Origin of the sequence: Anaerococcus vaginalis ATCC 51170 (genome assembly GCF_000163295.1) — a bacterium.
GTDB lineage: Bacteria > Bacillota > Clostridia > Tissierellales > Peptoniphilaceae > Anaerococcus > Anaerococcus vaginalis.
Map to the genome: position 1 here is coordinate 130,320 of NZ_GG700527.1, position 23,220 is coordinate 153,539.

Sequence of the window (23,220 nt, forward strand, 5' to 3'; positions counted from 1 at the left end):
AATTAAAAGGCTGGAGTTTATCTTCAGTCTTTTTGTGTGATTAAAATTTTAAATTTGGTAAAATAGAATAAAGAAAAAAATTAAGGAGAAAAATTATGGCAAAAGATAGGCTAACTTGGAATGAATATTTTATAAAACTTGCTCACATGGTTGCTCTTAGGGGAACTTGCGATAGGGCTTATGTTGGTTGCGTTCTTGTAAATGGCGAAAATAGAATTATTTCTACAGGCTACAACGGTTCAATAAAAGGAAATCCACATTGTGATGAAGTAGGGCATACGATGAGAGATGGCCATTGTATTGCAACAATTCATGCTGAAATGAATGCACTTTTGTATTGTGCAAAAGAAGGAATTCCTGTAAAAAATTCTATTTGCTATGTAACTCATTTTCCTTGCTTAAATTGCACAAAAAGTTTGATTCAAGCGGGTATTAAAGAAATTTATTATTCAAATGATTATAGAATTGATCCTTATGCAATAGAACTTTTGGAGAAAAATAAAATAAAATATGAAAAGATAGAAAATAGAAATTGAGAATAAAATGGGATACAAAAAAAGAAAACTTGAGATAATAAAAAAATTTATAAGTCTAAATATTATTTTGGACGGCAGAAAACTTTTGAAAAATAAGGGAGAAAATTCAAAAGATTTAAGCGAGCTTGAAAGTCATTTTGGCAAAAATTTGAGGAGCTTGTTTGAAGAATTGGGACCTGTTTTTGTAAAATTTGGACAATTATTATCTACAAGAAGAGATATATTTTCAGAAAATATAATTACAGAGCTTGAAAAATTACAAGATGATGTAAAAGAAGAAGATTTTGAAAATATAAAAGAAGTTTTTTATGAAGAATTTTCAAAAGATATTTATGATGTCTTTGATGAATTTGAAAAAAAACCACTTGCATCAGGCTCAATTGCCCAAACTCACTTGGCAACTATAAAGGTCGGCTCTCTTGAGAGAAAGGTTGTTGTCAAAATTCAAAGAAAAGATATGGACAAAAGAGTTGTTGAAGATTTGAAAATAATGAATGATCTTTATAAAAAACTCGAAATAAAACTTGAAGGAATAAAATCTTTTAATTTTGGAGAAATTATCCAAGAATTTTCTCTTTCCCTAATTAGAGAAATTGACTTTGAAGTTGAAAAAAATAACATAAAAAAATACAGAAAATTAAATATCCAAAAAAAGGACCTCCTTTCTCCTGATGTCTATGATTCATATTCAAGCAAAAAAATCTTGACGATGGAATACATTGACGGCAAATCTATAAGAACAGTTTATGAAAAAAGATCAGATATTAGAAAGGAATTAGCTGAAAAAATCATAGGAGCTTATGTAAATCAAATGTTTACTTATGGATATTTTCACGCTGATCCTCATCCTGGAAATATTTTTGTAGATGATAATTTAAATATTTATTTGATAGATTTTGGAATTGTGGGAAATTTATCGGAAAATTATCGCTATCAAATAATGAAAATATTTTTGGGAGCAAGTTTTAATGAAGTAAAACTTATAACTGATGCTATAATTGGCATGGGACTTTTGGAATTTGATTCCAAAAAAATTGGAGATTTTGAAAAAAGAATTCAAAAACTTTTGGATAAGTATATGGTAATGAGCTTAAATCAAATGAAACTTGCAGATTTGATTAGAGATTTTTATACGCTTTTGGTGGATTATTCCATAAAAATACCATCAGAGCTTACAAATTTTGCAAAAACAGTTTTAATTTTGGAAGGCTTAATCGAAAAATTAGTTTACAAAGAATCATTCCTAGAACTTGCCCTTCCAATAGCAAAATCTATGGTTTTTAAAATTTTTAGTCCAGACTTAGTTTTGGATAGAATTAGACCAAAAATGTATGATACCTACTCATTAATAAAAGAATTTCCACAAACAACCCTAAATATTTTAAGGCAACTTGCAAGAGGAGATTTTAGGATAATCGACCAAAAAAGTGAAGAGGAAAGAAAGTCCTATGAAAAAACTGAAAATCAAAAAACACAAGCTATAATTTTTCTAGGACTTTGCCTAATAATTGCATCATCACTTTTGGGCTTGGCATTTGTAGAGATTGATAAAAATATTTTAAAAGCACTCTTGGTAACAAGTTTATTTTTGGGATTTTTTATGGCGTTTGCCATAATCAAAAATATATACAGAAAGGAATAAAATGAGAAAAACAAAAGAATTTGAAGTAGAAAGATTTCTTGCAAATAGCGAGGGATATTTAAAAAATAAATATCTTTTGTCTTTAATGTTTGAAGTATCCTTTGATCAAGCAGAAGAAGTAGAAAATAAAAAAATTATGGAAGATAAGAGGTGGATAGTTTATTCTTGGGATATAAAAATCAAAAAGCCAATAAAATCAAAAGATAAAATAAAAATTACCACCTTTGCCATTGATATGAAAAAATTCTATGCCTACAGAAACTTTATCATAGAAAGAAATGATGAAGAAATTGTAGAAGCCTATTGTGTGTTTTTGCTTTTTGACCTTAAAAAAAAGCGACCAATAAAAATTCCAAAAGAAATAGCAAAAGCCTACCAAAAAGAAAAGGCCATATACGAAGAAAAATCACACAAATATGATGATGAATTTACAAATTTAGAAAAAATTCAAATAAGATATACAGATATAGACACAAATTATCACGTAAATAACGCATCATACATGGATTTATTAAGAGAAATTACAAAAGTCAAAGACCAAGATATAGAATTTATAAATATAGTTTATAAAAATGAAATAAGAGATAAAAAATATATACTTGGAGAAAAATCCAAAAACAAAAATGAAATTTCATACAGATTTATAGACGATGACAAAAAAATTTATACCTACGGAAAGATAGTAAAAAGAAATGTATAAAGAAAATTATGGAAATATTCCAAACAAAGACAAAATAAATTATTATTTAATAGAAGATAACCAAAATATAGGAGCTTGGGTAAGAAGATCAAAAATTATAGGCAAAACAGCAAAAATGATGGCAAAAGAATTAGGACTAGACGAAGACATAGCCTTTGCCTGCGGCTCACTTTTTGAAATTGGAAAAAAAGAAAATAAAAACAATTTAGAAAAAAATATAAGAGGATTTTATATTTTAAGAAAAGAATCATATTTTTTTCCAGCAAAAACAAATCTTAGCCATTCCTTTATAATAAAAGATATAGACTCCTTTATAGGAGAAGATAATCTAGAAGAAAAAGATAAAAAAATAATAAAAAATTTTCTCCTATCCCACACTTACACAGATTACGACAAACTAATCCAAGTGCTAGACAATTCAATCACAGATAAATATATAGGAATAGAAAAATATCAAAAATATTTAAAAGAAAAATACAAAAAAATACCATACGAAAAAGAAAGATTAAAAATATTAGAAAGCTACCAAAAATATTTTGAAAATAAATTAAAAAATCCAATAGAATATTATGTAAATAAAAATATAAAAAAATAAAACGACTCAAAGCAAATACGATTTGAAAGAGTCGTTTTTTGTTTGTATAAGCCCACTCAGTTAGACTGAGGAGTTCAGTATAGCTTTAGCAATGATATCCAAACAAAAATACTTCAGTGATATAATAAATTTGCGGTCTGCCAACTGCAGAATAAAAAAATCAAGGAGATATTAAATGATACTCATAGTGTATCACACACTAAATGGAGTTGTAAATATTACCATGATAGAGACCAATGAAATGGCTCTCTGCTAGTGATCTAAAAGGAAAAAATGATTATGGAAAAGATGATGAATACAAAAACAGAGGGGAACACATTTACAAAGAAAATCGGGCAGAAGGTCTATGTTGTCCGTTATCATTTCGGTGAATAGGCAAAGGAAACAATGTAGGAGAAGATCAACTGGATGATGGTTACAGAAGCAAGCCGAATGGCAGTGTATTAGAATTAGGTGGATGTAATTGAAGAAAAAATATGATATCATGTGAATAACAAATCGGGATTTGGAGGTGCAACATGAATTCTTATAAATTACTTTTTGATTGGCAAATTTCTATGCCAGATAACTGGCAAGGCGAATACGATAAAGAGAGTGGTCAGTACATTTTTTATCCTGACAATAGTGATTTGACAATTCGTATAACACCGTTCCACGCAGAAAGGGATGGTATACTTGCACCAAGAGAAGTAATGGAAGATGCTTATATCAGAACAGTGCCATTATCTGCAAGACAGCGAAATTTAGATTTCTACATTCCAAGCGGATTTGAAGCAAAGATATACGACGATGTATTAACGGAAGATAGCAACACTATTTATGTTGTTTATGTAGGGTATTATTCTGCGGGTGAATTATTGTCTATCAGCGTATGGAGTACCAACAGAGATGAAGGTGAACAAGTCTTAAATGTTCTTAATACGATAAGGAAGTAAGCAATCGCCAAATTCCAGTTTGTAGAATTCAAAAATTTAATATGAAATGTGAGATAGAGCGTATGGAAATAATTTATATGTTCTATTTTTTTTGCCTTTTTGAAAAAAGTGATTAAAAAACTATTGACATTTTGTTACTGGAAAAACTGCCAAGTCAATTCTAATATCTTGTGGAGCAAGACTTGCACCTTTTGATATAAGAGAGCTTAGAGAACTAATGAGCTAAGACGAACTAGAACTTGATAAAATTGGAGATAGGAAAACTGCACTATTCGTAATAATATCAGATACAGATTATACATTTAACTTGTAGTTTCGATAATGTATTCTGAATTATTTAACCTACTATGTGATAAGGCAGATGATGTGTATGGTGGAAGACTTCCAGTTCATGTTAGGTGTCTACTTGATGAGTTTGCAAATATTGGCTTAATTCCTAAATTAAAAAAATGATTGCAACAATTCGTTTAAGAAAAATATAAGCAAGTATAATACTGCAAGAACAATCTCAGTTAAAAGAAATTTATAAATATAATGCAGATACAATAGTTGGTAACTGTGACTCAACACTCTTTCTGGGAGGAAAAGAAAAAACAACATTAAAAGATTATCAGAAACATTAGGAAAAGAAACTATAGACTTAAATAACACATCAGAAACAAGATCAAATCAAAAATCTTTTGGTCTAAATTACCAAAAAACTGGCAAGGAACTTATGAGCAAGATGAAATGACTTTAATGAATTGTGGTAAGTGTATTTATATACTAAGAGTAGTGAGGACTTTATCAGATAAGTTTGATATTAAAAAGTATAGAAAATATAAGCTACTTGAGGATTATATTAATGAAAACTTATTTATATTGAAAAATAAGTATAAAATAAAATTTAACACTATATTGTTGTACGATAATATATAAGTAAGTTAGCTCATATGATATAATTAATATAATATCAAAAAAGTGAGGGTAAGCATGTTCGAACGCTGTAAAATGAAACTAAAACAAAAAAAGAAAATTCATTCGGATAATTATAAGATTTATATAGGCAGTCTGAAAAAATCTAAGGATGCGATAAATAATTGTACTTTTAATGCTAGTTTAATTGAGTATAATTCTACAGAAAAGATAAAAAAATTTATTGATAATTGTAGTATATATGAAACCAGAATAATTACATATAAAGATAAAGGGACAAATGAAAGGAATGCTTCTATAGGTGCTAATATAAGAAATGGATATTCAGAAATAAATGCAAGTTTTGGTAGTCATGATTCTAAATCAGTAGAAAAAGGAATAGAATATAGTTCTCAATCCATAATTAGTGATATTAGAAATTATTTAAATAGTAACAATAATAATATAGATAATTGTTTTGATGTTAAAGCAGGTAATTATTTTAAAATAAGGTTTCCTGTATATGGAGGTAGGATTTGTTCTTTGTCAAAAAAATATCCTTCGATATATGTTTGGACAGGGAGATATAGAAATGTTGAGATATTTTTATGTGGAAATATAAAAAATGTAGACAGAGAAAATTGTAAAAACTTTGATGAGTATACTTGGAACCCCTCAAATTTAGGTGCTTCAGAAGAATTGCTTGAAGAAATCGAAAAGTATGTTTTAAACAATAAAAAAATTGAGGGAGATATAAATTTTAAAAACTTAGAAAGCAATATTAAACCTAGCACAGCAAGAATGGGAACAAAAAATTTCGGTTGGAAGGATATTCTTGCTATTTGTGATAAAAAAGAGATTACAGAAGATGGAATGATAAGAATATTAGGGTCCCCTGTAATTGTAACAGCTAATACAGACTGTGGTTATGGTTGGTACAATATTAATAAAAAAAATTATTTTGATAACTTTGAATTCTTTGAGTATGACGGGAATAACTTTACGGGGAAAATACTTAAAAAAAATCAATATTCTAAAGTGATATCAGATTATAAAGATCTAGTTATAGATATTCAAAAAGATTATCATGAAATTTATAATAAAATAAAAATAAAAAGTGAAGTTGAAAATTGTAGATTTGAAACTTCAATAATAGATCCAGTATTTTTTTATGATATAAAAAAGGGAAGATTTAATGATAATGAACAAACTAAACTAAAATCAAGATTATATCAATGTGAAGATATAATAGGAATTTGTATCACAAATGATTTACTAAATAATTAATATAACAAATATATTAAAGATGATAATAAATTATAACTCTAATCGTCTTTTTCTATACCCAAAATTAGGAGGTTAAAATGCTAAGGATAATAAGTCTTGCTTAAAAAATATAATATATTAGTAATTTAGCGATTTATTAAAAAAATTAGTGGCTTTTTTAATTGAAATTTATATATCAATGATAAGAAATTAATGGATAGAGAAATGATAAATTTAATGCAAATTTAGTTAAAGAAGCTGGATTTTCAGAATTTTAAAAAGGAGATCTAATCCATGTCTTTGGATATATCAAAGAAAACAAAAAAGGAGATAAGGTTTACAAAAATTTTATAGTTAAATCACTAAACAAAATAGAAAAAAGACAAGAAAACTAGGAGAAATAATATAGAATTTCGCAGCTGGAGTTGTATTTTAAAGGAAGTTGCAACTGCAATTGTTGCAGGTTTATTTTAGCGTTTAATGACTTATAAAATACTATATTATTGATTATTTTTTTAAAATGAGTAAAAATTTATGATTTTTTTATTTTTTTAGATTTACCTCTTATAATTAAATAATCAAAGGAGAAAGTTATGTCTAAGGAAGTACTTGAAATAAAATATCTAAACAAATCTTATGTTAAAAGAAAAATTATAAATAATTTAAATATGACTGTATTTAGAGGAAATGTTTATAGTTTTTTTGAAAAAAAAGAGAGGGGAATACAACTGCTAATAGAATGATATCATAACTTATATAACTTATAAGGGTAGATTTTGGAGAGATTTTAATAAATGATAAACCTGTAATAAAAAATGGGGATCAAGCAATTAAAAATATAGGAGCTATGGTAGGAGCTCCTAAGTTTTATGGAAATCTATCTGGATATGAAAATTTAAAATTGATGGCAAAACTAATTGATGGTACAAGTGATAAAGATATTGATAAATCACTTGAATTAGTAGGTTTAAAAGATAGAGGCAAAGATAAATTTACCTCATACTCTTTGGGTATGAAACAAAGATTTGGCATGACTTATCAACTTCCTTATCTGTAATATAAGCCAAGCCCACACAGATGAAATAAGTGACGGAGTTGCTGATAGCCCAAAAAAAGGATTAATATATAAGAATAATAAATAAAAAATTGAACAATAGAATCAAGTAACTAAAAAAGTATTCATCATTTGGCATATATTACAAAGATATAAATTACATAAAAGCTGGGGAGTCTTTAGATAAAATTGTAGAAGATTTAAATAAATCATTTAAAACTGAAATAGAAAATATTTTTTATAATAATGGTATAAAAGAAAGTACGATAATAGGCTTATCTTTAGTAAAAAAAATCATAAATAATGGTGGAGGAGATATAAAATTACAAAGTGAATTTTAAAAATATACAGTATTTTTATAGAGGTTCCTATAGTTCAAATAAAATAAATAAACTTGCAAAAAATTTAAAAAAATAAATTAATAAAAGGTATAGACGATTTTGATGTCTACACCTTTTATTAATTTTCAAAACAAATACAACTTATAAGTACCAACCTAAATACAAAAGAAATTAAACAGACCTTAGGAGCTTAGCTTATGTATTAATTTCACTTTGATAGTTGAAATTTGTTGTAGAAAAATTTTTTGATAAATTTTTACTCTCTGTTTTTATCTCCTATATATAAAGTAAGAAATAAAAATTTGCAAATTTTCACTTTGGCATATATAATAAAACGGATTGGTACAAAAATTATAAGAAAATGCTTGAAAATTTTTAAAAAAATTAGGAAATTTACTTGATTTTTCTTATGAATTGTTGTATCATATTTAAGTGCTATGAAGTGGGAGGTTGCTTTCACACTAAGCCAGATGTGGAAGGTAATTTCCACCAAGCAAGCTAGAGAAAAATCTCTAGTGCTTTCCAAATATAATTAAACGCCCGGTAGGGTGGCACATCAAAAGGAGGAAAAATGGCTAATCAAAAGATAAGAATTAGACTAAGAGCGTATGATCATGAAATAATTGACAGCTCTGCAGAGAAAATCGTTGAAGCGGTAAAAAGATCAGGAGCAAAAGTAAGTGGACCTATTCCATTACCAACTGAAAAAGAAGTAATAACAATTCTTCGTGCGGTTCACAAATACAAAGACTCAAGAGAACAGTTTGAACAAAGAACACACAAAAGATTAATCGACATCATTGGACCAAATGCAAAAACTTTAGATTCTCTAAAGAAATTGAATTTACCAGCTGGTGTTGACATAGAAATAAAACTGTAATTAGAATGATTGAAGGTTTTCCAAATAATTTTGGATCAATCCGCTGTAATTAAGGAGGTACTCAAATGAAGAGTATATTTACAACAAAAGTAGGCATGACTCAAGTCATTGATGAAGATGGTGTTGTTACACCTGTAACTGTACTTAAAGCTGATGAGAATGTAATTGTTCAAGTTAAATCAGAAGAAGTTGATGGTTACAATTCAATCCAAATCGGTTATCATGACAAAAAAGAAAAAAATGTAAAAAAACCTATCAAAGGACACTTTGACAAGGCTGGCGCTTCTTACAAAAGATTTTTAAGAGAAGTTAGACTTGATGAAAAATCTGAATTAAATCCTGGAGATACACTTAGTGTTGACCAATTTGAAGAAGGCGAATTAGTAGATATTACTGCTATTTCTAAAGGAAAAGGAACACAAGGTGCTATCAAAAGATGGAATTATGGAAGAGGACCAGCAAGCCACGGTTCTAAATCACACAGAGTAGCAGGTGCAAGAGCAGCAGGTTCTGATCCAGCTAGAGTGTTCAAAGGTAGAAAAGGCTCTGGAAAAATGGGACATGAACGTGTAACAGTTCAAAACCTAAAAGTTGTTAAAGTAAACACAGAAGACAGCTACATCCTAGTTAAAGGCGCAGTTCCAGGACCAAAAGGTGGACTTGTTCAAGTTAAACAAGCAACAAAGAGCCTATAATAAGGAGGAATAAATGCCTAAAGTAGAAGTTTTAAATATTAAAGGAGAAAATGTTGGTGAAATCGAGTTAAATGAAACTCTTTTTGCAGCAGAAATTGCTGAAACAGCTGTTTATGATACAGTTAAAAACCAACTAGCTAATAAAAGACAAGGCACACAATCCGCTAAGACTCGTGCAGAAGTAAGAGGTGGTGGAAGAAAGCCATTTAGACAAAAAGGAACAGGTAGAGCTAGACAAGGATCTATAAGAGCTCCTCACTATACAGGTGGTGGAATTGTATTTGCACCAAAGCCAAGAGACTATAGCTACAAAATTCCTAAGAAAATGAGAAGAAAAGCTCTTTACTCAGTTTTAACTTCAAAAGTAAATGATAATGAATTAATCGTACTTGATGAATTAAAACTTGATTCATACAAAACTAAAGAAGCTAATGAAATTTTAAATAACATTAATGCAAACAAAAAAGCTTATGTAGTTATTGCTGAAAATGATGACAAAGTTTATAGATCATTTAGAAACATTGAAGGATGCAATGTAGAAAAAGCGAACTTAATCAATGTATATGATCTTTTAAGACATGACAAACTTGTTATTACAAAAGATGCAATAAACAAACTTGAGGAGGTATTTATATAATGAAATCACCTTACGATATAGTAAAAAGACCAATAATTACTGAAAAAAGTATGGAATTAATTGAAGAAAATAAATACACTTTTGAAGTAGACAAAAATGCAAATAAAGCAGAAATCAAACACGCAATCGAAACTATCTTTGAAGGAGTAAAAGTTAAAAAAGTAAGAACTTTAAACTTTACTGGTAAAAAAGTTAGAACTAGATATGGTTATGGTAAAAAAGCTGATTGGAAAAAAGCTTACGTTACATTAACTGAAGATTCTGAAGCAATTGAATACTTCGACGGAATGTAGGGAGGATTTAAATGCCTATAAGAAAATTAAAACCAACATCAAACGGACACAGAAATATGTCTGTTATGACATACAGTGAAATTACAAAAAAAGCACCAGAAAAATCTCTAACAACTGATTTAAGAAAATCAGGTGGAAGAAACAATACTGGTAGAATAACAGTTCGCCATAGAGGTGGTGGAGCTAAAAGAAAATATAGAATCATTGATTTCAAAAGAAACAAAGATAATATACCAGCAAGAGTAAAAGCTATTGAATATGATCCAAACAGATCAGCAAATATTGCTCTTTTAGCTTATGCTGATGGAGAAAAAAGATATATACTTGCTCCAAGAAATTTAAAAGTTGGAGATGTAGTTGAAAGTGGAAAAGAAGCAGATATTAAACCAGGTAATGCACTTGAATTAAAAGATATTCCAGTAGGTACACAAATCCACAATATCGAACTTAAAGCAGGAAGAGGAGCAATCCTTGTAAGAAGTGCAGGAGTTTCTGCTCAACTTATGGCTAAAGAAGGAAGATTTGCAACAGTAAAATTACCAAGTGGCGAAACAAGACTAATCCACAATGATTGTAAAGCAACAATCGGAATGGTTGGAAACATTGAACACGAATTAGTAAGAATTGGTAAAGCTGGAAAAACAAGATACTTGGGACAAAGACCACATGTTAGAGGATCAGCAATGAACCCAGTAGACCATCCACACGGTGGTGGTGAAGGTAGAACACCAGTAGGAAGACCAGCACCATCAACACCATGGGGTAAACCAGCACTTGGTCTTAAAACAAGAAAAAAGAAAAATAAATCTTCTAAATATATAGTAAGAAGAAGAAACGAAAAATAGGGGGATTTAATGGCTAGATCACTAAAAAAAGGACCTTTTGTCGATGAACATTTAATGAAAAAAATTGAAGCATTAAATGAAAAAAATGACAAAAAGGTAGTTAAAACTTGGTCAAGACGTTCTACAATATTTCCTGAATTTGTAGAACATACTATAGCAGTTCACGATGGTAGAAAGCATGTTCCAATATATATAACAGAAGATATGGTTGGACATAAACTTGGAGAGTTCGTTCCAACAAGAACTTTCAAAGGCCATGCTAAAAAAGCAACAGAAATGAAATCAAAATTAAGTTAGGAGAGTATAAATGGAAGTTAAAGCAACAGCTAAATATGTAAGAATATCTCCTCTTAAAGTTAATTATATATGTAGAGAAATTAGAGGTAAACAAGTAGACGAAGCACTTAATATTTTAAGATTTACAAACAAAAAAGGTGCTAGACTACTTTCAGATGTACTAAAAAGTGCAATAGCAAATGCAGAAAACAATAACGGATTATCTAGAGAAAATCTTATTGTTAAAAAAGCCTTCGCAAACGACGCTCCAACTATGAAAAGATGGAGACCTAAGGCAAAGGGTGCAGCTTATCCAATCCTTAAGAGATCATCTCACATAGGCGTAGTTCTTACACAAGAAGAAGTAGAGGAGGCATAATAATGGGTCAAAAAGTAAATCCTAAAGGTTTTAGAGTTGGCGTAATTAAAGAATGGGACTCTAAATGGTATGCAAATAAAAAAGACTTTTCTGAACTTTTAGTAGAAGATCATAAGATAAGAGAATTAGTTAAAAAAGAAGTTTACGATGCAGGAATTTCTGATATAGAAATTGAAAGAGCAGTAAATAACATAAAAGTTTCAGTTTACACCGGAAAACCAGGAATGGTAATCGGCAAGGGCGGAGCAGGAGTTGAAGAATTAAAGAAAAAAGTTGAAAAAATCGCTCCTGGCAAAAGAGTAATAATAAACGTTGAAGAAATTAAAAACCAAGACGTTGATGCCCAATTAGTAGCTGAAAATATTGCAGCACAACTTGAGAATCGTATCACATTTAGACGTGCTATGAAACAAGCAGTTCAAAGAACAATGAGAGCTGGAGCTGTAGGAATTAAAACACAAGTATCTGGTAGACTTGGTGGAGCTGATATGGCAAGAAGTGAAGGATACAACGAAGGAAAAGTACCACTTCAAACACTAAGAGCAGATGTTGATTATGGTTTTGCAGAAGCAGATACCCAATACGGTAAAATCGGATGTAAAGTTTGGATAAACAGAGGAGAAGTTCTTCCTGGAGAAAAAGCAAAAAGAATTCCAGACATCAAACAACCAAAGCAAAACAGAAGAAATAAGAAAAGACGTCCAAATAGAAGAAATAACGATAGATAAGACTATTATCTCAAGGAGGAAACAAGATTATGTTAATGCCTAAAAGAGTAAAATATCGTAGACAACATAGAGGAAGAATGAAAGGTAAAGCCCAAAAAGGCAATACACTTTCTTATGGTGAATACGGATTACAATCACTTGGTAGCACATGGCTTACAGCAAACCAAATAGAGGCTGCAAGACGTGCTATGACAAGATATATAAAAAGAGGCGGAAATATTTGGATAAAAGTATTTCCAGATAAACCAGTATCAAAGAAGCCAGCAGAAGTAAGAATGGGATCTGGTAAAGGTGCTCCAGAATATTGGGTAGCAGTAGTAAAACCAGGTAGAATGTTGTTTGAGATGAGTGGAGTAAGCGAAGAAGTAGCAAGAGAAGCTATGAGACTTGCAGCCCAAAAACTACCAATCAAAACAAAATTCGTAAAAAGGCTTGAGGTCAAAGAAGTGGAGGAAGCTTAATGAAAGCAGTAGAAATCAGAAAATTAAGTGAAAGCGAATTAAATAAAAAACTTTTCGATTTACAATCTGAATTATTTAATCTTCGTTTCCAAATGGCTACAGGTCAACTTGAAAACCCAGCTGCTATTGGAAATGTTAAAAAAGATATAGCTAGAGTAAAAACAATCCAAACAGAGAGAAAGCTCAATATAAATAAGGAGGCTTAACTTGATGGAAAGAAATAGTAGAAGATCCGTTCAAGGAGTAGTTGTATCAGATAAGATGGATAAAACAATCACAGTAAAAGTTGAAACAAAAATCCAACACCCTGTATACAAGAAAAGATTAAAAGTAAGTAAGAAATATAAAGCTCACGATGAGAACAATGAAGCTAGAGTTGGCGATACAGTAACAATAATGGAAACTAGACCATTAGCAAAGACAAAAAGATGGAGACTAGTTAAAATTAACGAAACTGCGGTTCGTGCTTAATTAGGTAAAGGAGATTATTATGATACAACAAGAATCTCGTATGAGAGTAGCAGATAACTCCGGAGCAAGAGAACTTTCAGTTATCAAAGTTCTTGGAGGAGCCGGAAGAAGATACGCAAACATTGGGGATATAGTTACATGTTCAGTAAAAAGTGCAACACCCGGTGGAGCGGTAAAAAAAGGTGAAGTTGTAAAAGCTGTTATAGTAAGAACTTCAAGAGGAGTTAAAAGAAGCGATGGATCATATATAAAATTTGATGACAACGCTGCTGTAATAGTAAAAGATGACAAATCACCTGTAGGAACTCGTATATTCGGGCCAGTAACAAGAGAACTTCGTCATGAAGGATTCATGAGAATTATCTCACTTGCACCGGAAGTATTATAGGAGGATTAAATGCATATTAAAAAAGGCGATAAGGTCCAAGTAATATCAGGTGAATACAAAGGACACGTAGGAGAAGTTATTAAAGCATTTCCTAAGGAAAATAGAGTAATAGTTGAAGGTGCAAACATTCAAACTAAACACCAAAAAGCAAGACAAATGGGAGAAGAAAGTGGAAGATTTGAAAGAGAAGGAAAAATCTCAGCATCAAAAGTTCTACTATACTCAGAAAGCTTGAAAAAAGGTGTAAGAACATCAACTGAAATAATCGATGGAAAAAAAGTTAGAGTTTGCAAAAAAACTGACGAAAAATTCGATTAGATCCAAAAGGAGTAATTATGACAAGTAGATTAAAAGAAAAATATAAATCAGAAGTTGTTAAAGGACTTGTGGATCAATTCGGTTATGAAAACTTAATGCAAGTACCAAAACTTGAAAAAATTGTTATAAATATCGGACTTGGTGAAGCTAAAGATAACAAAAACATTTTAAACAAGGCAAAAAATGAACTTGCACTTATTACAGGTCAACAACCAATTGAAATAAAAGCAAAAAAATCTGTATCAAACTTCAAACTAAGAGAAGGCCAACCAATAGGTACAAAGGTAACTCTTAGAGGAGAAAAAATGTATGATTTCATGGATAAATTAATTTCAATTTCTCTACCAAGAGTTAGAGACTTCAGAGGAATTAATCCAAATTCATTTGATGGAAGAGGAAATTATTCATTAGGAATCAAGGAACAATTAATATTCCCAGAAATTAACTATGATGATGTTGATTTCTTACATGGTATGGATATTACATTTGTAACAACAGCAGAAACTGATGAAGAAGCTAAAGCATTCTTAACATTAATGGGAATGCCTTACAGAAAATAAAGGAGCAAAAAATGGCAAAAAAGTCAATGATTGCGAAACAAAAAAGAAAGCCAAAATATAGTACAAGAGCATATTCAAGATGCAAGATTTGTGGAAGACCACATTCTGTATTAAGAAAATACGGTATTTGCCGTGTATGCTTTAGAGAGCTCGCAAACAAAGGTGAAATTCCTGGAGTAAGAAAAGCAAGCTGGTAAGTTAGGAGGAAAATAATTATGATGACAGATCCAATTGCGGATATGCTAACAAGAATAAGAAATGGTAACAAAGCTAATCATTTATCTGTAAGCTTACCATCTTCTAATGAGAAACGTGCTATTGCTCAAATTCTATTAGACGAAGGTTACATCAAAGGATTTGATGTAGAAGAAGACAATAAGCAAGGTATTCTTACAATAGACTTAAAATACGCAGAAGAAGGCGAAAAAGTTATATCAGGACTTAGAAGAATTTCTAAACCAGGATTAAGAGTTTATGTAAAAGCAAATGAAGTACCAAAAGTTTTAGATGGACTTGGAATTGCAATAATCTCAACATCAAAAGGACTATTAACAGATAAAGCTGCAAGAGAGGCAAATGTCGGCGGCGAAGTTATGTGTTATGTATGGTAAGGAGGAATAAATGTCAAGAATAGGTAAAAAACCAATTGAAATCCCTTCTGGAGTAACTATTGATGTTAAAGACAATTTGGTTACAGTTAAAGGACCAAAAGGTGAAGATTCTCAATTAGTATCAAAAAACTTGAAACTTGAACAAGAAGAAAACGAGTTATTAGTAATGACTTCTGAAAATCCTACAAAAATCGAAAACCAAGAACATGGTCTTTACAGATCATTAATTGCTAATATGGTTTTGGGAGTAACAGAAGGTTATCAAAAAACTCTTCAAATAGAAGGAACAGGATATAGAGCCCAAAAACAAGGTAAAACCCTAGTAATGAATCTAGGATTTTCACACCAAGTTAAAATGGACGATCCTGAAGGAATTGAAGTAGAAGTTCCTAACGATAGAACTATCGTAGTAAAAGGAATCAATAAACAACTTGTTGGACAATATGCAGCAAACATCAGAAACTGGAGAAAACCTGAACCATATAAAGGAAAAGGAATCCGTTATGAAGGTGAGCATATTAGAAGAAAAGTTGGTAAGACAGGTAAGTAGGGGGCAATAATGGCTAAAAAAACAAAAGAGCAAAGATTAAAAACTCGTAAATATAGAGTTAGAAATAAAGTCAGTGGAACTGCTCAAAAACCAAGACTTAGTGTCTACAAATCAAATACTAATATATACGCACAATTAATAGATGACGATGCACAAGTAACACTTGCAAGTGCAAATACATTACAAAAAGAAGTAAACGAAGGTTTAGAAAATTGTGCAAATATAGAAGCTGCCACAAAAGTTGGCGAAATGATAGCAAAAGTTGCACTTGATAAAGGAATCGAAGAGGTTGTTTTTGATAGAAACGGATATCTTTATCACGGAAAAGTAAAAGCCCTAGCTGAAGCAGCAAGAGAAAATGGTCTTAAGTTTTAACGAGGGAGGATTTAGATGTATTTATTAAAACAAGATGTAGACAAACTAAACCTCGAAGATAGAGTAGTTAGTATAAATAGAGTTGCAAAAACTGTAAAAGGTGGACGTAACATGAGATTTGCTGCCCTAGTGGTAGTAGGAGATCAAAATGGACATGTAGGAGTAGGAACAGGAAAAGCTACAGAAGTTCCTGAAGCTATAAGAAAAGCAACAGAAGATGGAAAAAAACACATGGTTACAGTTCCTATAGTAAACACTACAGTTCCACACAGAATATTGGCAAACAAAGGTGCAGGATCTGTACTATTAATGCCAGCTAAAGAAGGTACAGGAATCATAGCTGGTGGACCAGTTCGTGCTATCTGTGAACTTGCAGGATACAAGGACATCAGAGCTAAAAACTTAGGTTCATCAAATCCAAAAAATATCATTAATGCTTGCTTAAAAGCTTTTGCTTCTATGAAAACAGTAGAAGAAGTTGCAAGATTACGTGGTAAATCAATAGAAGAATTCGATTATTAAGGAGTATTCTATGGCAAAAGTTGAAATTAAATTAAAAAAATCCTTCATAGGCAGAAAAGACGATCAAATAGCTACAGCAAAAGCACTAGGTCTTAGAAAGATTGGTCAAACAGTAGTTAGAGAAGACAATTCTGCATTAAGAGGAATGATAAACAAAATTCCATTTATGTTGGAAGTTAAAGAATTAAGCTAGGAGGTGTAAAATGAAACTTCACGATTTAAAACCTAACCAAAAGCTAAAAACAAAAAATAGAAAAGGTAGAGGTCCAGGAAGTGGAAACGGAACTAGAGCAGGTCGTGGTCAAGACGGACAAAACTCAAGAAGCGGTGGAGGAGTTAGACCAGGATTTGAAGGTGGCCAAATGCCATTATTTAGACGTCTTCCAAAAAGAGGATTTAAAAATATCAATAGAAAACAATACGAAACAATAAATGTATGTGATTTAGATATTTTTGAAGACGGTACAGAAGTTACACCTGAACTACTATTTGAAAATAAAATTTTAAATAAAAATAAAGCAAAAGCTGGAATTAAAATTCTTGGCGATGGCGAAATCACAAAGAAATTAACAGTAAAAGCTCACAAGTTTACAAAATCTGCAGAAGAAAAAATCACAGCCCAAGGGGGAAAGGCTGAGGTGATCTAATGTTAGATACGCTAAAGAGAGCTTGGGGTGAAGAAGAAATAAGAAAAAAATTCTACTTCACTCTAGTGATGTTATTAATATATAGATTAGGAAATAACATCCCAATTCCATTTATAGATGCACAAAAGTTAGCAGCAGCATATAAGGGAATGGAAGGAACACTTGTAGATTATTTAAATATGCTAACAGGTGGCGGACTTTCAACCCTATCAATATTTGCCCTTGGAGTGCAACCATACATTACAGCATCAATAGTAATGCAATTATTAACAGTTGTAATACCAAGACTTGAAGAGCTAACAAAAGAAGGCGAAGCAGGAAGAAAAACTATACAAAAATATACAAGATATATGACAATATTTCTTGCAATATTTCAAGCTATAGCAATAACAAACGGATTATATGGAGCAGCTTTATCATCTGCAACACCATTCCAAAAAATAGTTATGAATGTTGTACTAATCGGTGGAACAATGCTTGTTACATGGATGGGAGAAACCATAACAGAAAAAGGAATAGGAAATGGTGTATCAATTATAATCTTTATGGGTATCATTGCAAATGTACCTAAAACATTAAAAACTTGGAAGACTGGTCTTCATTACAATACAATTACATGGATTTCAATTTTAATCATGGCACTTGTAGTAATTTTTATAGTAGTATTTACAGTAAAAATTACAGAAGGCGAAAGAAAAATACCAGTCCAATACGCAAAAAGAGTAGTTGGAAGAAAAATGTATGGCGGACAATCAACTCATATACCAGTAAAAGTAAATATGAGCGGAGTAATGCCAATAATATTTGCTTCAGCAGTATTAGCAATTCCATCAACAATCTCATTATTTATGGGAAATGCTAATGGAGGATTGAATCAATTCTTTAGCAAATCAACTTATGGTTTTGTAATTTATCTTGTTGTTCAAGCAGTATTAATATTAGTATTTGCTTATTTCTACAACATGATACAATTTAATACAGTTGAATATGCAAAACAACTTCAACAAAATGGTGGTTTTATTCCAGGAATAAGACCAGGAAAACCAACTAGTGACTACCTAGCAAAAGTAGGAAATAAAATTACATTTATTGGTGCTATTTCGTTAGCGCTACTTACAATAGTACCAGCACTATCATCAAGATTTTTAGGACTAAACTTATCCTTTGGAGGAAGTTCAGTAATAATTGTTGTTGGTGTAATACTTGAAACAGTGAAACAAATAGAAGCAATGCTTACTATGAAAAACTATAAAGGATTTTTAAATAGGTAATATTATGAATATCATATTGTTAGGCCCTCCAGGAGCCGGAAAAGGAACACAAGCAGAAAAATTAATAAAAGAATTAGATGCAGTTCAAATATCAACAGGTGATATATTTAGAACAAATATAAAAAATAACACACCTTTGGGAGCTAAGGCAAAAGAATATATGAACAAAGGCCAATTAGTTCCAGATGAGTTAACAATAGATTTAGTATGGGATGCATTAGACAAAGTAGAAGATGGAAAAAGCATACTACTTGATGGATTTCCTAGAAATATTACTCAAGCCGAAGCACTTGATGAAGGAATGCAAAAAAGAGATAATAAGATTGATAAGGTAATAAATATCAATGTGCCTGAAGATGTAATTATTGAAAGAATATCTGGAAGAAGAGTAAATGTGTCAACCGGAAAAGTTTATCATATAAAATTCAACCCACCAAAAGTTGAAGGAATTGATGATGAAACAGGAGAAAAATTAATCCAAAGAGAAGATGACACAGAAGCTGCAGTTAAAGAAAGACTTGATGTTTACAACAAACACACATCAGTTTTGATTGATTACTACAACAAAAAAGGTATATTAGTTACTATTGACGGTGCAAAAACTCCTGAAGAAGTTTTTGATCAAATTATAAAAAGTTTAGAGAAATAAAATAAAAAATATTAACAAATATGCTAAATTTTTCAATGAATTACAAAATCGAAAACGAGATAAAGATAGAGTCTTTCATTAAAGATATCTAGATTATGTCTTGTTGTTAAAAAGAATCAATCAGACATTAATAGATCAAAATAAAAGAAAAGGAGAGATTTTATCGATGTCAAAAAAAGATGCTATAGAAGTAACAGGAGTAGTTAAAGAAGCTCTACCAAATGCAATATTTAAAGTAGAACTAGAAAATGGCCATGAAATACAAGCACATATTTCAGGCAAACTTAGAATGAACTACATTAGAATATTACCAGGAGATACAGTAACAGTAGAATTATCTCCATACGATCTTACTCAAGGCAGAATTACTTGGAGACGCAAATAACAATAAAAAATCTACGATTTTTTCTTGTTATTTTAAATCTAAAAGTGTAGATAAAGAAAGAGAGAACGATAATGAAAGTTAGAGCATCAGTAAAAAAAATGTGTGATAAATGCAAAATTATCAAAAGAAACGGTAAAGTTATGGTAATTTGCGAAAATCCAAAACATAAACAAAGACAAGGTTAAGGAGGTATTAGATGCCAAGAATAGCTGGTATAGACTTACCTAGAGAAAAAAGAGCAGAAATTGGATTGACTTATATTTATGGTATAGGAAAATCTTCAGCGCAAGAAATATTAGAAAAAGCAGGAATCAATCCTGATACAAAAATGAAAGACCTTACAGAAGGAGAACTAGGAAAAATTCGTGAGATATTAGACGACTATACAATTGAAGGTGATTTAAGACGTGAAGTATCTATGAATATTAGAAACCTTAGAGAAATTAATTGCTACAGAGGAATTAGACACAAAAGAGGTTTACCTGTAAGAGGTCAAAATACAAAAAATAACGCAAGAACTAGAAAAGGAAGACATTAGGAGGAGATATGGCAGCAAAGACTAAAAAATCTTCTGCTAAAAGAGGTAGAAGAAGAGTTAAAAAGAATGTCGAAAGAGGACAAGCTCATATCAATTCAACATTCAATAATACAATGGTAACTTTGACAGATGCACAAGGTAATGCCTTATCATGGGCAAGTGCTGGACAATTAGGTTTTAGAGGATCAAGAAAATCAACTCCTTTTGCAGCACAAGAAGCAGCTTTAGAAGCAGCAAAAAAAGCTATGGAATATGGTTTAAAAAGTGTAGAAGTATTTGTTAAAGGACCAGGCTCAGGAAGAGAATCTGCAATCAGAAGCTTACAAGCAGCAGGACTTGAAGTAACAATGATAAAAGACGTAACACCAATTCCTCACAATGGTTGTAGACCACCTAAGAGAAGAAGAGTTTAATAAGGAGAAACTATGGCAGTAAGCAGAGATCCAATATTTAAAAGATGTAGAAGCTTAGGAATCAGCCCAGCATACTTAGGTTACTCAGGAGAATCTAAAAGAACAAACTCTAATCAAAGAAGAAAACTTAGTGAATATGGTATGCAACAAAGGGAAAAACAAAAAGCTAAATTCATCTACGGAGTAAGTGAAAAACAATTTAGAAGTTATTATGAAAAAGCTTCAAAAATGCAAGGACAAACAGGTGAAAATCTAATTATCCTTTGTGAAAGAAGACTTGACAATATAGCATTTAGATCTGGACTTGCTAGAACTAGAAGAGAAGCAAGACAAATCGTAACACATGGACATTTATTAGTAAATGGAAAAAGTGTTGACATCCCATCAATTCTTGTAAACGAAGGAGATGTTATTGAAGTTAAAGAAAAATCTAGATCAAGCCAATTATTTAAAGCTATCAAAGAAACAAACCAATCATTTGGAGTAGTTTCATGGTTAGATTCAGATTTGGAAAACTTAAAGGTAAAAGTTACAAACTTCCCAACAAGAGAAGATATTGATATACCTGTAGAAGAACGTATGATTGTTGAGTTCTATTCTAAATAGAATTAGTTAAATTGTTAGAACTAAGGAGATACAATGATAGAAAAATTAGATACAAAGATTGAAATTTTAGATATAGACGAAGAAACTAATTACGGTAAATTTGTCCTATATCCACTCGAAAGAGGCTATGGTACAACCATAGGAAACAGTATGAGAAGGATGCTTTTATCATCCTTACCTGGTTCTAGCGTCTCAAAGATTCTTATAGACGGGGTACTACACGAATTTTCCACAATTCCTGGAGTTGTAGAAGATGTACCTGAATTAATATTAAATATCAAAGGTATTGATATTAAAAAACATACTAAAGAAGATATAACACTATTTTTAGATATAGAAGGACCTAAAATTGTTACAGCTAAAGATATAAAAACAGATGCCCAAATAGATGTGGCAAATCCAGATCATTATCTTGCAACAGTTAATGATAAAGGAAGATTGTTTATTGCCCTTGATGTTACAGATGGTAAAGGATATAGGGTAGCTGAACAAAACAAAAAGGATACCGACCCAATAGGAGCAATAGCTATAGATTCATCATTTACACCAGTAAAAAGCGTAAACTTTACAGTTGAAAATACTAGAGTAGGTGAGTCTACTGATTATGATAAATTAATTCTTGAAGTTTGGACTGATGGAACAATCACTCCACAAGAAGCCTTATCAGAAGGCGCTTCAATTTTGATGGAAGATATAAGATTTTTCAAAGACCTACCAGGTCAACAATTCCCACCAGAAGATGAGGAAGAAGAAATTGAAGAAATTGAAGAAGACAATAATCAAATGGAATTATCAAAAACTATTGAGGAATTAGATCTTTCATTAAGATCATTCAATTGTCTAAAAAGAGCAGGATATAATACTGTTGGTGAGATAATAGAAAAAAGTGAATCTGAGCTAAAGGATATCAAAAACTTCGGTAAAAAATCACTAGAAGAAGTTATTGATAAAATCCACAGTTTAGGACTTAGTTTAAGAGAAGAATAGGAGGATATGATGGCTAATAAAAGAAAGCTTGGTAGAAGAACAGATCATAGAAATGCCCTACTTAGAAATCAAGTTACTTCTTTGTTAGACAATGGTAGAATTACTACTACCCTAACAAGAGCAAAAGAAACTCAAAAAATGGCTGATCGTATGATTACATTAGGTAAGAAAAATACACTTCACACAAGAAGACAAGCAGCTCAATATATATACAAACCATCTACAGTTCAAAAATTATTTGGCGAAATTGCACCAAAATATGAAGATAGAAACGGTGGATATACTAGAGTATTAAAATTAGGACCAAGAAGAGGCGATGGTTCCGAAAGAGCAATAATAGAACTTGTATAATAAACTTACTCTATAGCATCTTATGAAAATAAGGTGCTTTTTTTGTGGGAAATTTTAATTTTCAAAATAAAATGAAGAATTAAAATTTGATTTTTATTTTTGGATAGTAGTCTTCTATTTTAGAATGAAAATTTTTGTCTATTTTAAATTTAATATAAATATTTTATATAGATTAGCAAATGAAATATAGATTCATTATCAACGGACTTAAATAAGTTAATTTACTTTTATTGTAAAGGATATTTTAAATTAATATAAAAATTTTAAATATAGATTGGCTAATGACATATAGATTCATTATCAACGGAGTTAGATAGGTTTATTTAGATTTTATTATAAATGTAGTTTTATAATTTAATTTAGATTTTATTATAAATGGGTTTTAAAATTTAATTTAGATTTTATTGTAAATGGTATTTTA

At 30.6% G+C, this 23,220-nt stretch carries 38 protein-coding genes and 2 pseudogenes; all 40 read left to right on the forward strand.

Annotated elements, in window-relative coordinates; translation table 11 throughout:
* Positions 1-95 precede the first annotated feature (95 nt).
* Complete coding sequence (locus tag HMPREF0078_RS00690) at positions 96-536, forward strand: deoxycytidylate deaminase (protein WP_004838093.1); 441 nt, start codon at positions 96-98, stop codon at positions 534-536.
* Between the two features lie 7 nt (positions 537-543).
* Positions 544-2,178, forward strand: coding sequence for an ABC1 kinase family protein (locus tag HMPREF0078_RS00695; RefSeq protein WP_004838094.1), 1,635 nt, complete (start codon positions 544-546; stop codon positions 2,176-2,178).
* Position 2,179: 1 nt separating this feature from the next.
* Positions 2,180-2,878, forward strand: coding sequence for an acyl-ACP thioesterase domain-containing protein (locus HMPREF0078_RS00700; RefSeq protein ID WP_004838095.1), 699 nt, complete (start codon positions 2,180-2,182; stop codon positions 2,876-2,878).
* On the forward strand, positions 2,871-3,473 hold the full coding sequence (locus tag HMPREF0078_RS00705) for an HD domain-containing protein (RefSeq protein ID WP_004838096.1): 603 nt from the start codon (positions 2,871-2,873) through the stop codon (positions 3,471-3,473). Before HMPREF0078_RS00700 ends, HMPREF0078_RS00705 begins: the two co-directional genes overlap by 8 nt.
* A gap of 518 nt (positions 3,474-3,991) precedes the next feature.
* A complete protein-coding gene (locus tag HMPREF0078_RS00710; RefSeq protein WP_004838098.1) occupies positions 3,992-4,408 on the forward strand; it encodes a hypothetical protein in 417 nt (138 codons plus the stop codon).
* A 139-nt stretch (positions 4,409-4,547) separates the two neighbouring features.
* Positions 4,548-5,326, forward strand: a pseudogene (locus tag HMPREF0078_RS08910) (VirD4-like conjugal transfer protein, CD1115 family); the annotation flags it as partial.
* Between the two features lie 72 nt (positions 5,327-5,398).
* The gene (locus tag HMPREF0078_RS00715; protein WP_004838100.1) at positions 5,399-6,589 is read left to right on the forward strand and encodes a hypothetical protein; all 1,191 of its coding nucleotides are present in this window, start codon (positions 5,399-5,401) and stop codon (positions 6,587-6,589) included.
* A gap of 257 nt (positions 6,590-6,846) precedes the next feature.
* Positions 6,847-6,963 (forward strand): annotated as a pseudogene (locus tag HMPREF0078_RS09360) (single-stranded DNA-binding protein); the annotation flags it as partial.
* Between the two features lie 198 nt (positions 6,964-7,161).
* The gene (locus HMPREF0078_RS00720; protein WP_004838101.1) at positions 7,162-7,311 is read left to right on the forward strand and encodes a hypothetical protein; all 150 of its coding nucleotides are present in this window, start codon (positions 7,162-7,164) and stop codon (positions 7,309-7,311) included.
* Between the two features lie 104 nt (positions 7,312-7,415).
* Positions 7,416-7,625, forward strand: coding sequence for a P-loop NTPase family protein (locus HMPREF0078_RS00725; protein WP_004838102.1), 210 nt, complete (start codon positions 7,416-7,418; stop codon positions 7,623-7,625).
* A 909-nt stretch (positions 7,626-8,534) separates the two neighbouring features.
* Positions 8,535-8,843, forward strand: coding sequence for a 30S ribosomal protein S10 (gene rpsJ, locus HMPREF0078_RS00730; protein WP_004815458.1), 309 nt, complete (start codon positions 8,535-8,537; stop codon positions 8,841-8,843).
* A gap of 65 nt (positions 8,844-8,908) precedes the next feature.
* On the forward strand, positions 8,909-9,538 hold the full coding sequence (gene rplC, locus HMPREF0078_RS00735; protein ID WP_004838103.1) for a 50S ribosomal protein L3: 630 nt from the start codon (positions 8,909-8,911) through the stop codon (positions 9,536-9,538).
* Positions 9,539-9,551: 13 nt separating this feature from the next.
* Positions 9,552-10,175 (forward strand): 50S ribosomal protein L4, encoded by a 624-nt coding sequence (rplD, locus tag HMPREF0078_RS00740; RefSeq protein WP_004838104.1) that lies wholly within the window; start codon positions 9,552-9,554, stop codon positions 10,173-10,175.
* Positions 10,175-10,468, forward strand: coding sequence for a 50S ribosomal protein L23 (gene rplW / locus HMPREF0078_RS00745; protein ID WP_004838105.1), 294 nt, complete (start codon positions 10,175-10,177; stop codon positions 10,466-10,468). The genes rplD and rplW overlap by 1 nt, the downstream gene beginning before the upstream one ends.
* An 11-nt stretch (positions 10,469-10,479) precedes the next feature.
* Positions 10,480-11,313 (forward strand): 50S ribosomal protein L2, encoded by an 834-nt coding sequence (gene rplB, locus HMPREF0078_RS00750; protein WP_004838106.1) that lies wholly within the window; start codon positions 10,480-10,482, stop codon positions 11,311-11,313.
* A gap of 9 nt (positions 11,314-11,322) precedes the next feature.
* A complete protein-coding gene (gene rpsS / locus HMPREF0078_RS00755) occupies positions 11,323-11,610 on the forward strand; it encodes a 30S ribosomal protein S19 (protein ID WP_004838107.1) in 288 nt (95 codons plus the stop codon).
* Positions 11,611-11,620: 10 nt separating this feature from the next.
* Positions 11,621-11,968: a 50S ribosomal protein L22 gene (gene rplV, locus HMPREF0078_RS00760; protein ID WP_004838108.1), complete on the forward strand. Its 348-nt coding sequence runs from the start codon at positions 11,621-11,623 to the stop codon at positions 11,966-11,968.
* Between the two features lie 2 nt (positions 11,969-11,970).
* Positions 11,971-12,696: a 30S ribosomal protein S3 gene (rpsC, locus tag HMPREF0078_RS00765; protein WP_004815467.1), complete on the forward strand. Its 726-nt coding sequence runs from the start codon at positions 11,971-11,973 to the stop codon at positions 12,694-12,696.
* A gap of 29 nt (positions 12,697-12,725) precedes the next feature.
* On the forward strand, positions 12,726-13,157 hold the full coding sequence (rplP, locus tag HMPREF0078_RS00770) for a 50S ribosomal protein L16 (protein ID WP_004838109.1): 432 nt from the start codon (positions 12,726-12,728) through the stop codon (positions 13,155-13,157).
* Positions 13,157-13,363: a 50S ribosomal protein L29 gene (gene rpmC, locus HMPREF0078_RS00775; protein WP_004838110.1), complete on the forward strand. Its 207-nt coding sequence runs from the start codon at positions 13,157-13,159 to the stop codon at positions 13,361-13,363. The genes rplP and rpmC overlap by 1 nt, the downstream gene beginning before the upstream one ends.
* Positions 13,364-13,367: 4 nt before the next feature.
* Complete coding sequence (rpsQ, locus tag HMPREF0078_RS00780; RefSeq protein ID WP_004838111.1) at positions 13,368-13,628, forward strand: 30S ribosomal protein S17; 261 nt, start codon at positions 13,368-13,370, stop codon at positions 13,626-13,628.
* Positions 13,629-13,647: 19 nt separating this feature from the next.
* On the forward strand, positions 13,648-14,016 hold the full coding sequence (rplN, locus tag HMPREF0078_RS00785) for a 50S ribosomal protein L14 (RefSeq protein ID WP_004815474.1): 369 nt from the start codon (positions 13,648-13,650) through the stop codon (positions 14,014-14,016).
* Between the two features lie 9 nt (positions 14,017-14,025).
* Positions 14,026-14,334 carry a 50S ribosomal protein L24 gene (gene rplX, locus HMPREF0078_RS00790; protein ID WP_004815475.1) on the forward strand — a complete coding sequence of 103 codons (309 nt, stop codon included), beginning with the start codon at positions 14,026-14,028 and terminating at the stop codon, positions 14,332-14,334.
* A gap of 17 nt (positions 14,335-14,351) precedes the next feature.
* Positions 14,352-14,894, forward strand: a complete 543-nt coding sequence (rplE, locus tag HMPREF0078_RS00795; protein WP_004838112.1) for a 50S ribosomal protein L5 — start codon at positions 14,352-14,354, stop codon at positions 14,892-14,894.
* 11 nt (positions 14,895-14,905) lie between these two features.
* A complete protein-coding gene (locus HMPREF0078_RS00800) occupies positions 14,906-15,091 on the forward strand; it encodes a type Z 30S ribosomal protein S14 (protein WP_004838113.1) in 186 nt (61 codons plus the stop codon).
* An 18-nt stretch (positions 15,092-15,109) separates the two neighbouring features.
* The gene (gene rpsH, locus HMPREF0078_RS00805) at positions 15,110-15,505 is read left to right on the forward strand and encodes a 30S ribosomal protein S8 (protein WP_004838114.1); all 396 of its coding nucleotides are present in this window, start codon (positions 15,110-15,112) and stop codon (positions 15,503-15,505) included.
* A gap of 10 nt (positions 15,506-15,515) precedes the next feature.
* The gene (gene rplF / locus HMPREF0078_RS00810; protein WP_004838115.1) at positions 15,516-16,055 is read left to right on the forward strand and encodes a 50S ribosomal protein L6; all 540 of its coding nucleotides are present in this window, start codon (positions 15,516-15,518) and stop codon (positions 16,053-16,055) included.
* A gap of 9 nt (positions 16,056-16,064) precedes the next feature.
* The gene (gene rplR, locus HMPREF0078_RS00815) at positions 16,065-16,430 is read left to right on the forward strand and encodes a 50S ribosomal protein L18 (RefSeq protein WP_004838116.1); all 366 of its coding nucleotides are present in this window, start codon (positions 16,065-16,067) and stop codon (positions 16,428-16,430) included.
* Between the two features lie 15 nt (positions 16,431-16,445).
* On the forward strand, positions 16,446-16,952 hold the full coding sequence (gene rpsE, locus HMPREF0078_RS00820; protein WP_004838117.1) for a 30S ribosomal protein S5: 507 nt from the start codon (positions 16,446-16,448) through the stop codon (positions 16,950-16,952).
* 10 nt (positions 16,953-16,962) lie between these two features.
* A complete protein-coding gene (gene rpmD / locus HMPREF0078_RS00825; RefSeq protein ID WP_004838118.1) occupies positions 16,963-17,145 on the forward strand; it encodes a 50S ribosomal protein L30 in 183 nt (60 codons plus the stop codon).
* 10 nt (positions 17,146-17,155) lie between these two features.
* On the forward strand, positions 17,156-17,599 hold the full coding sequence (gene rplO, locus HMPREF0078_RS00830) for a 50S ribosomal protein L15 (RefSeq protein WP_004838119.1): 444 nt from the start codon (positions 17,156-17,158) through the stop codon (positions 17,597-17,599).
* Positions 17,599-18,870 (forward strand): preprotein translocase subunit SecY, encoded by a 1,272-nt coding sequence (gene secY, locus HMPREF0078_RS00835; RefSeq protein WP_004838120.1) that lies wholly within the window; start codon positions 17,599-17,601, stop codon positions 18,868-18,870. Before rplO ends, secY begins: the two co-directional genes overlap by 1 nt.
* A 4-nt stretch (positions 18,871-18,874) precedes the next feature.
* Entirely contained in the window at positions 18,875-19,519 is a 645-nt protein-coding gene (locus tag HMPREF0078_RS00840; RefSeq protein WP_004838121.1) for an adenylate kinase, read from the forward strand.
* A gap of 166 nt (positions 19,520-19,685) precedes the next feature.
* Positions 19,686-19,904 (forward strand): translation initiation factor IF-1, encoded by a 219-nt coding sequence (infA, locus tag HMPREF0078_RS00845; protein WP_019118178.1) that lies wholly within the window; start codon positions 19,686-19,688, stop codon positions 19,902-19,904.
* A gap of 71 nt (positions 19,905-19,975) precedes the next feature.
* Positions 19,976-20,089, forward strand: a complete 114-nt coding sequence (rpmJ, locus tag HMPREF0078_RS00850) for a 50S ribosomal protein L36 (RefSeq protein ID WP_004818043.1) — start codon at positions 19,976-19,978, stop codon at positions 20,087-20,089.
* Positions 20,090-20,100: 11 nt separating this feature from the next.
* On the forward strand, positions 20,101-20,442 hold the full coding sequence (gene rpsM, locus HMPREF0078_RS00855) for a 30S ribosomal protein S13 (RefSeq protein WP_004838123.1): 342 nt from the start codon (positions 20,101-20,103) through the stop codon (positions 20,440-20,442).
* Positions 20,443-20,450: 8 nt separating this feature from the next.
* The gene (gene rpsK, locus HMPREF0078_RS00860; RefSeq protein WP_004838124.1) at positions 20,451-20,855 is read left to right on the forward strand and encodes a 30S ribosomal protein S11; all 405 of its coding nucleotides are present in this window, start codon (positions 20,451-20,453) and stop codon (positions 20,853-20,855) included.
* Between the two features lie 12 nt (positions 20,856-20,867).
* Complete coding sequence (gene rpsD, locus HMPREF0078_RS00865) at positions 20,868-21,461, forward strand: 30S ribosomal protein S4 (protein WP_004838125.1); 594 nt, start codon at positions 20,868-20,870, stop codon at positions 21,459-21,461.
* A 33-nt stretch (positions 21,462-21,494) separates the two neighbouring features.
* Positions 21,495-22,448: a DNA-directed RNA polymerase subunit alpha gene (locus HMPREF0078_RS00870; protein WP_004838126.1), complete on the forward strand. Its 954-nt coding sequence runs from the start codon at positions 21,495-21,497 to the stop codon at positions 22,446-22,448.
* A 9-nt stretch (positions 22,449-22,457) separates the two neighbouring features.
* Positions 22,458-22,799 (forward strand): 50S ribosomal protein L17, encoded by a 342-nt coding sequence (gene rplQ, locus HMPREF0078_RS00875; protein ID WP_004838127.1) that lies wholly within the window; start codon positions 22,458-22,460, stop codon positions 22,797-22,799.
* Positions 22,800-23,220: the final 421 nt, after the last annotated feature.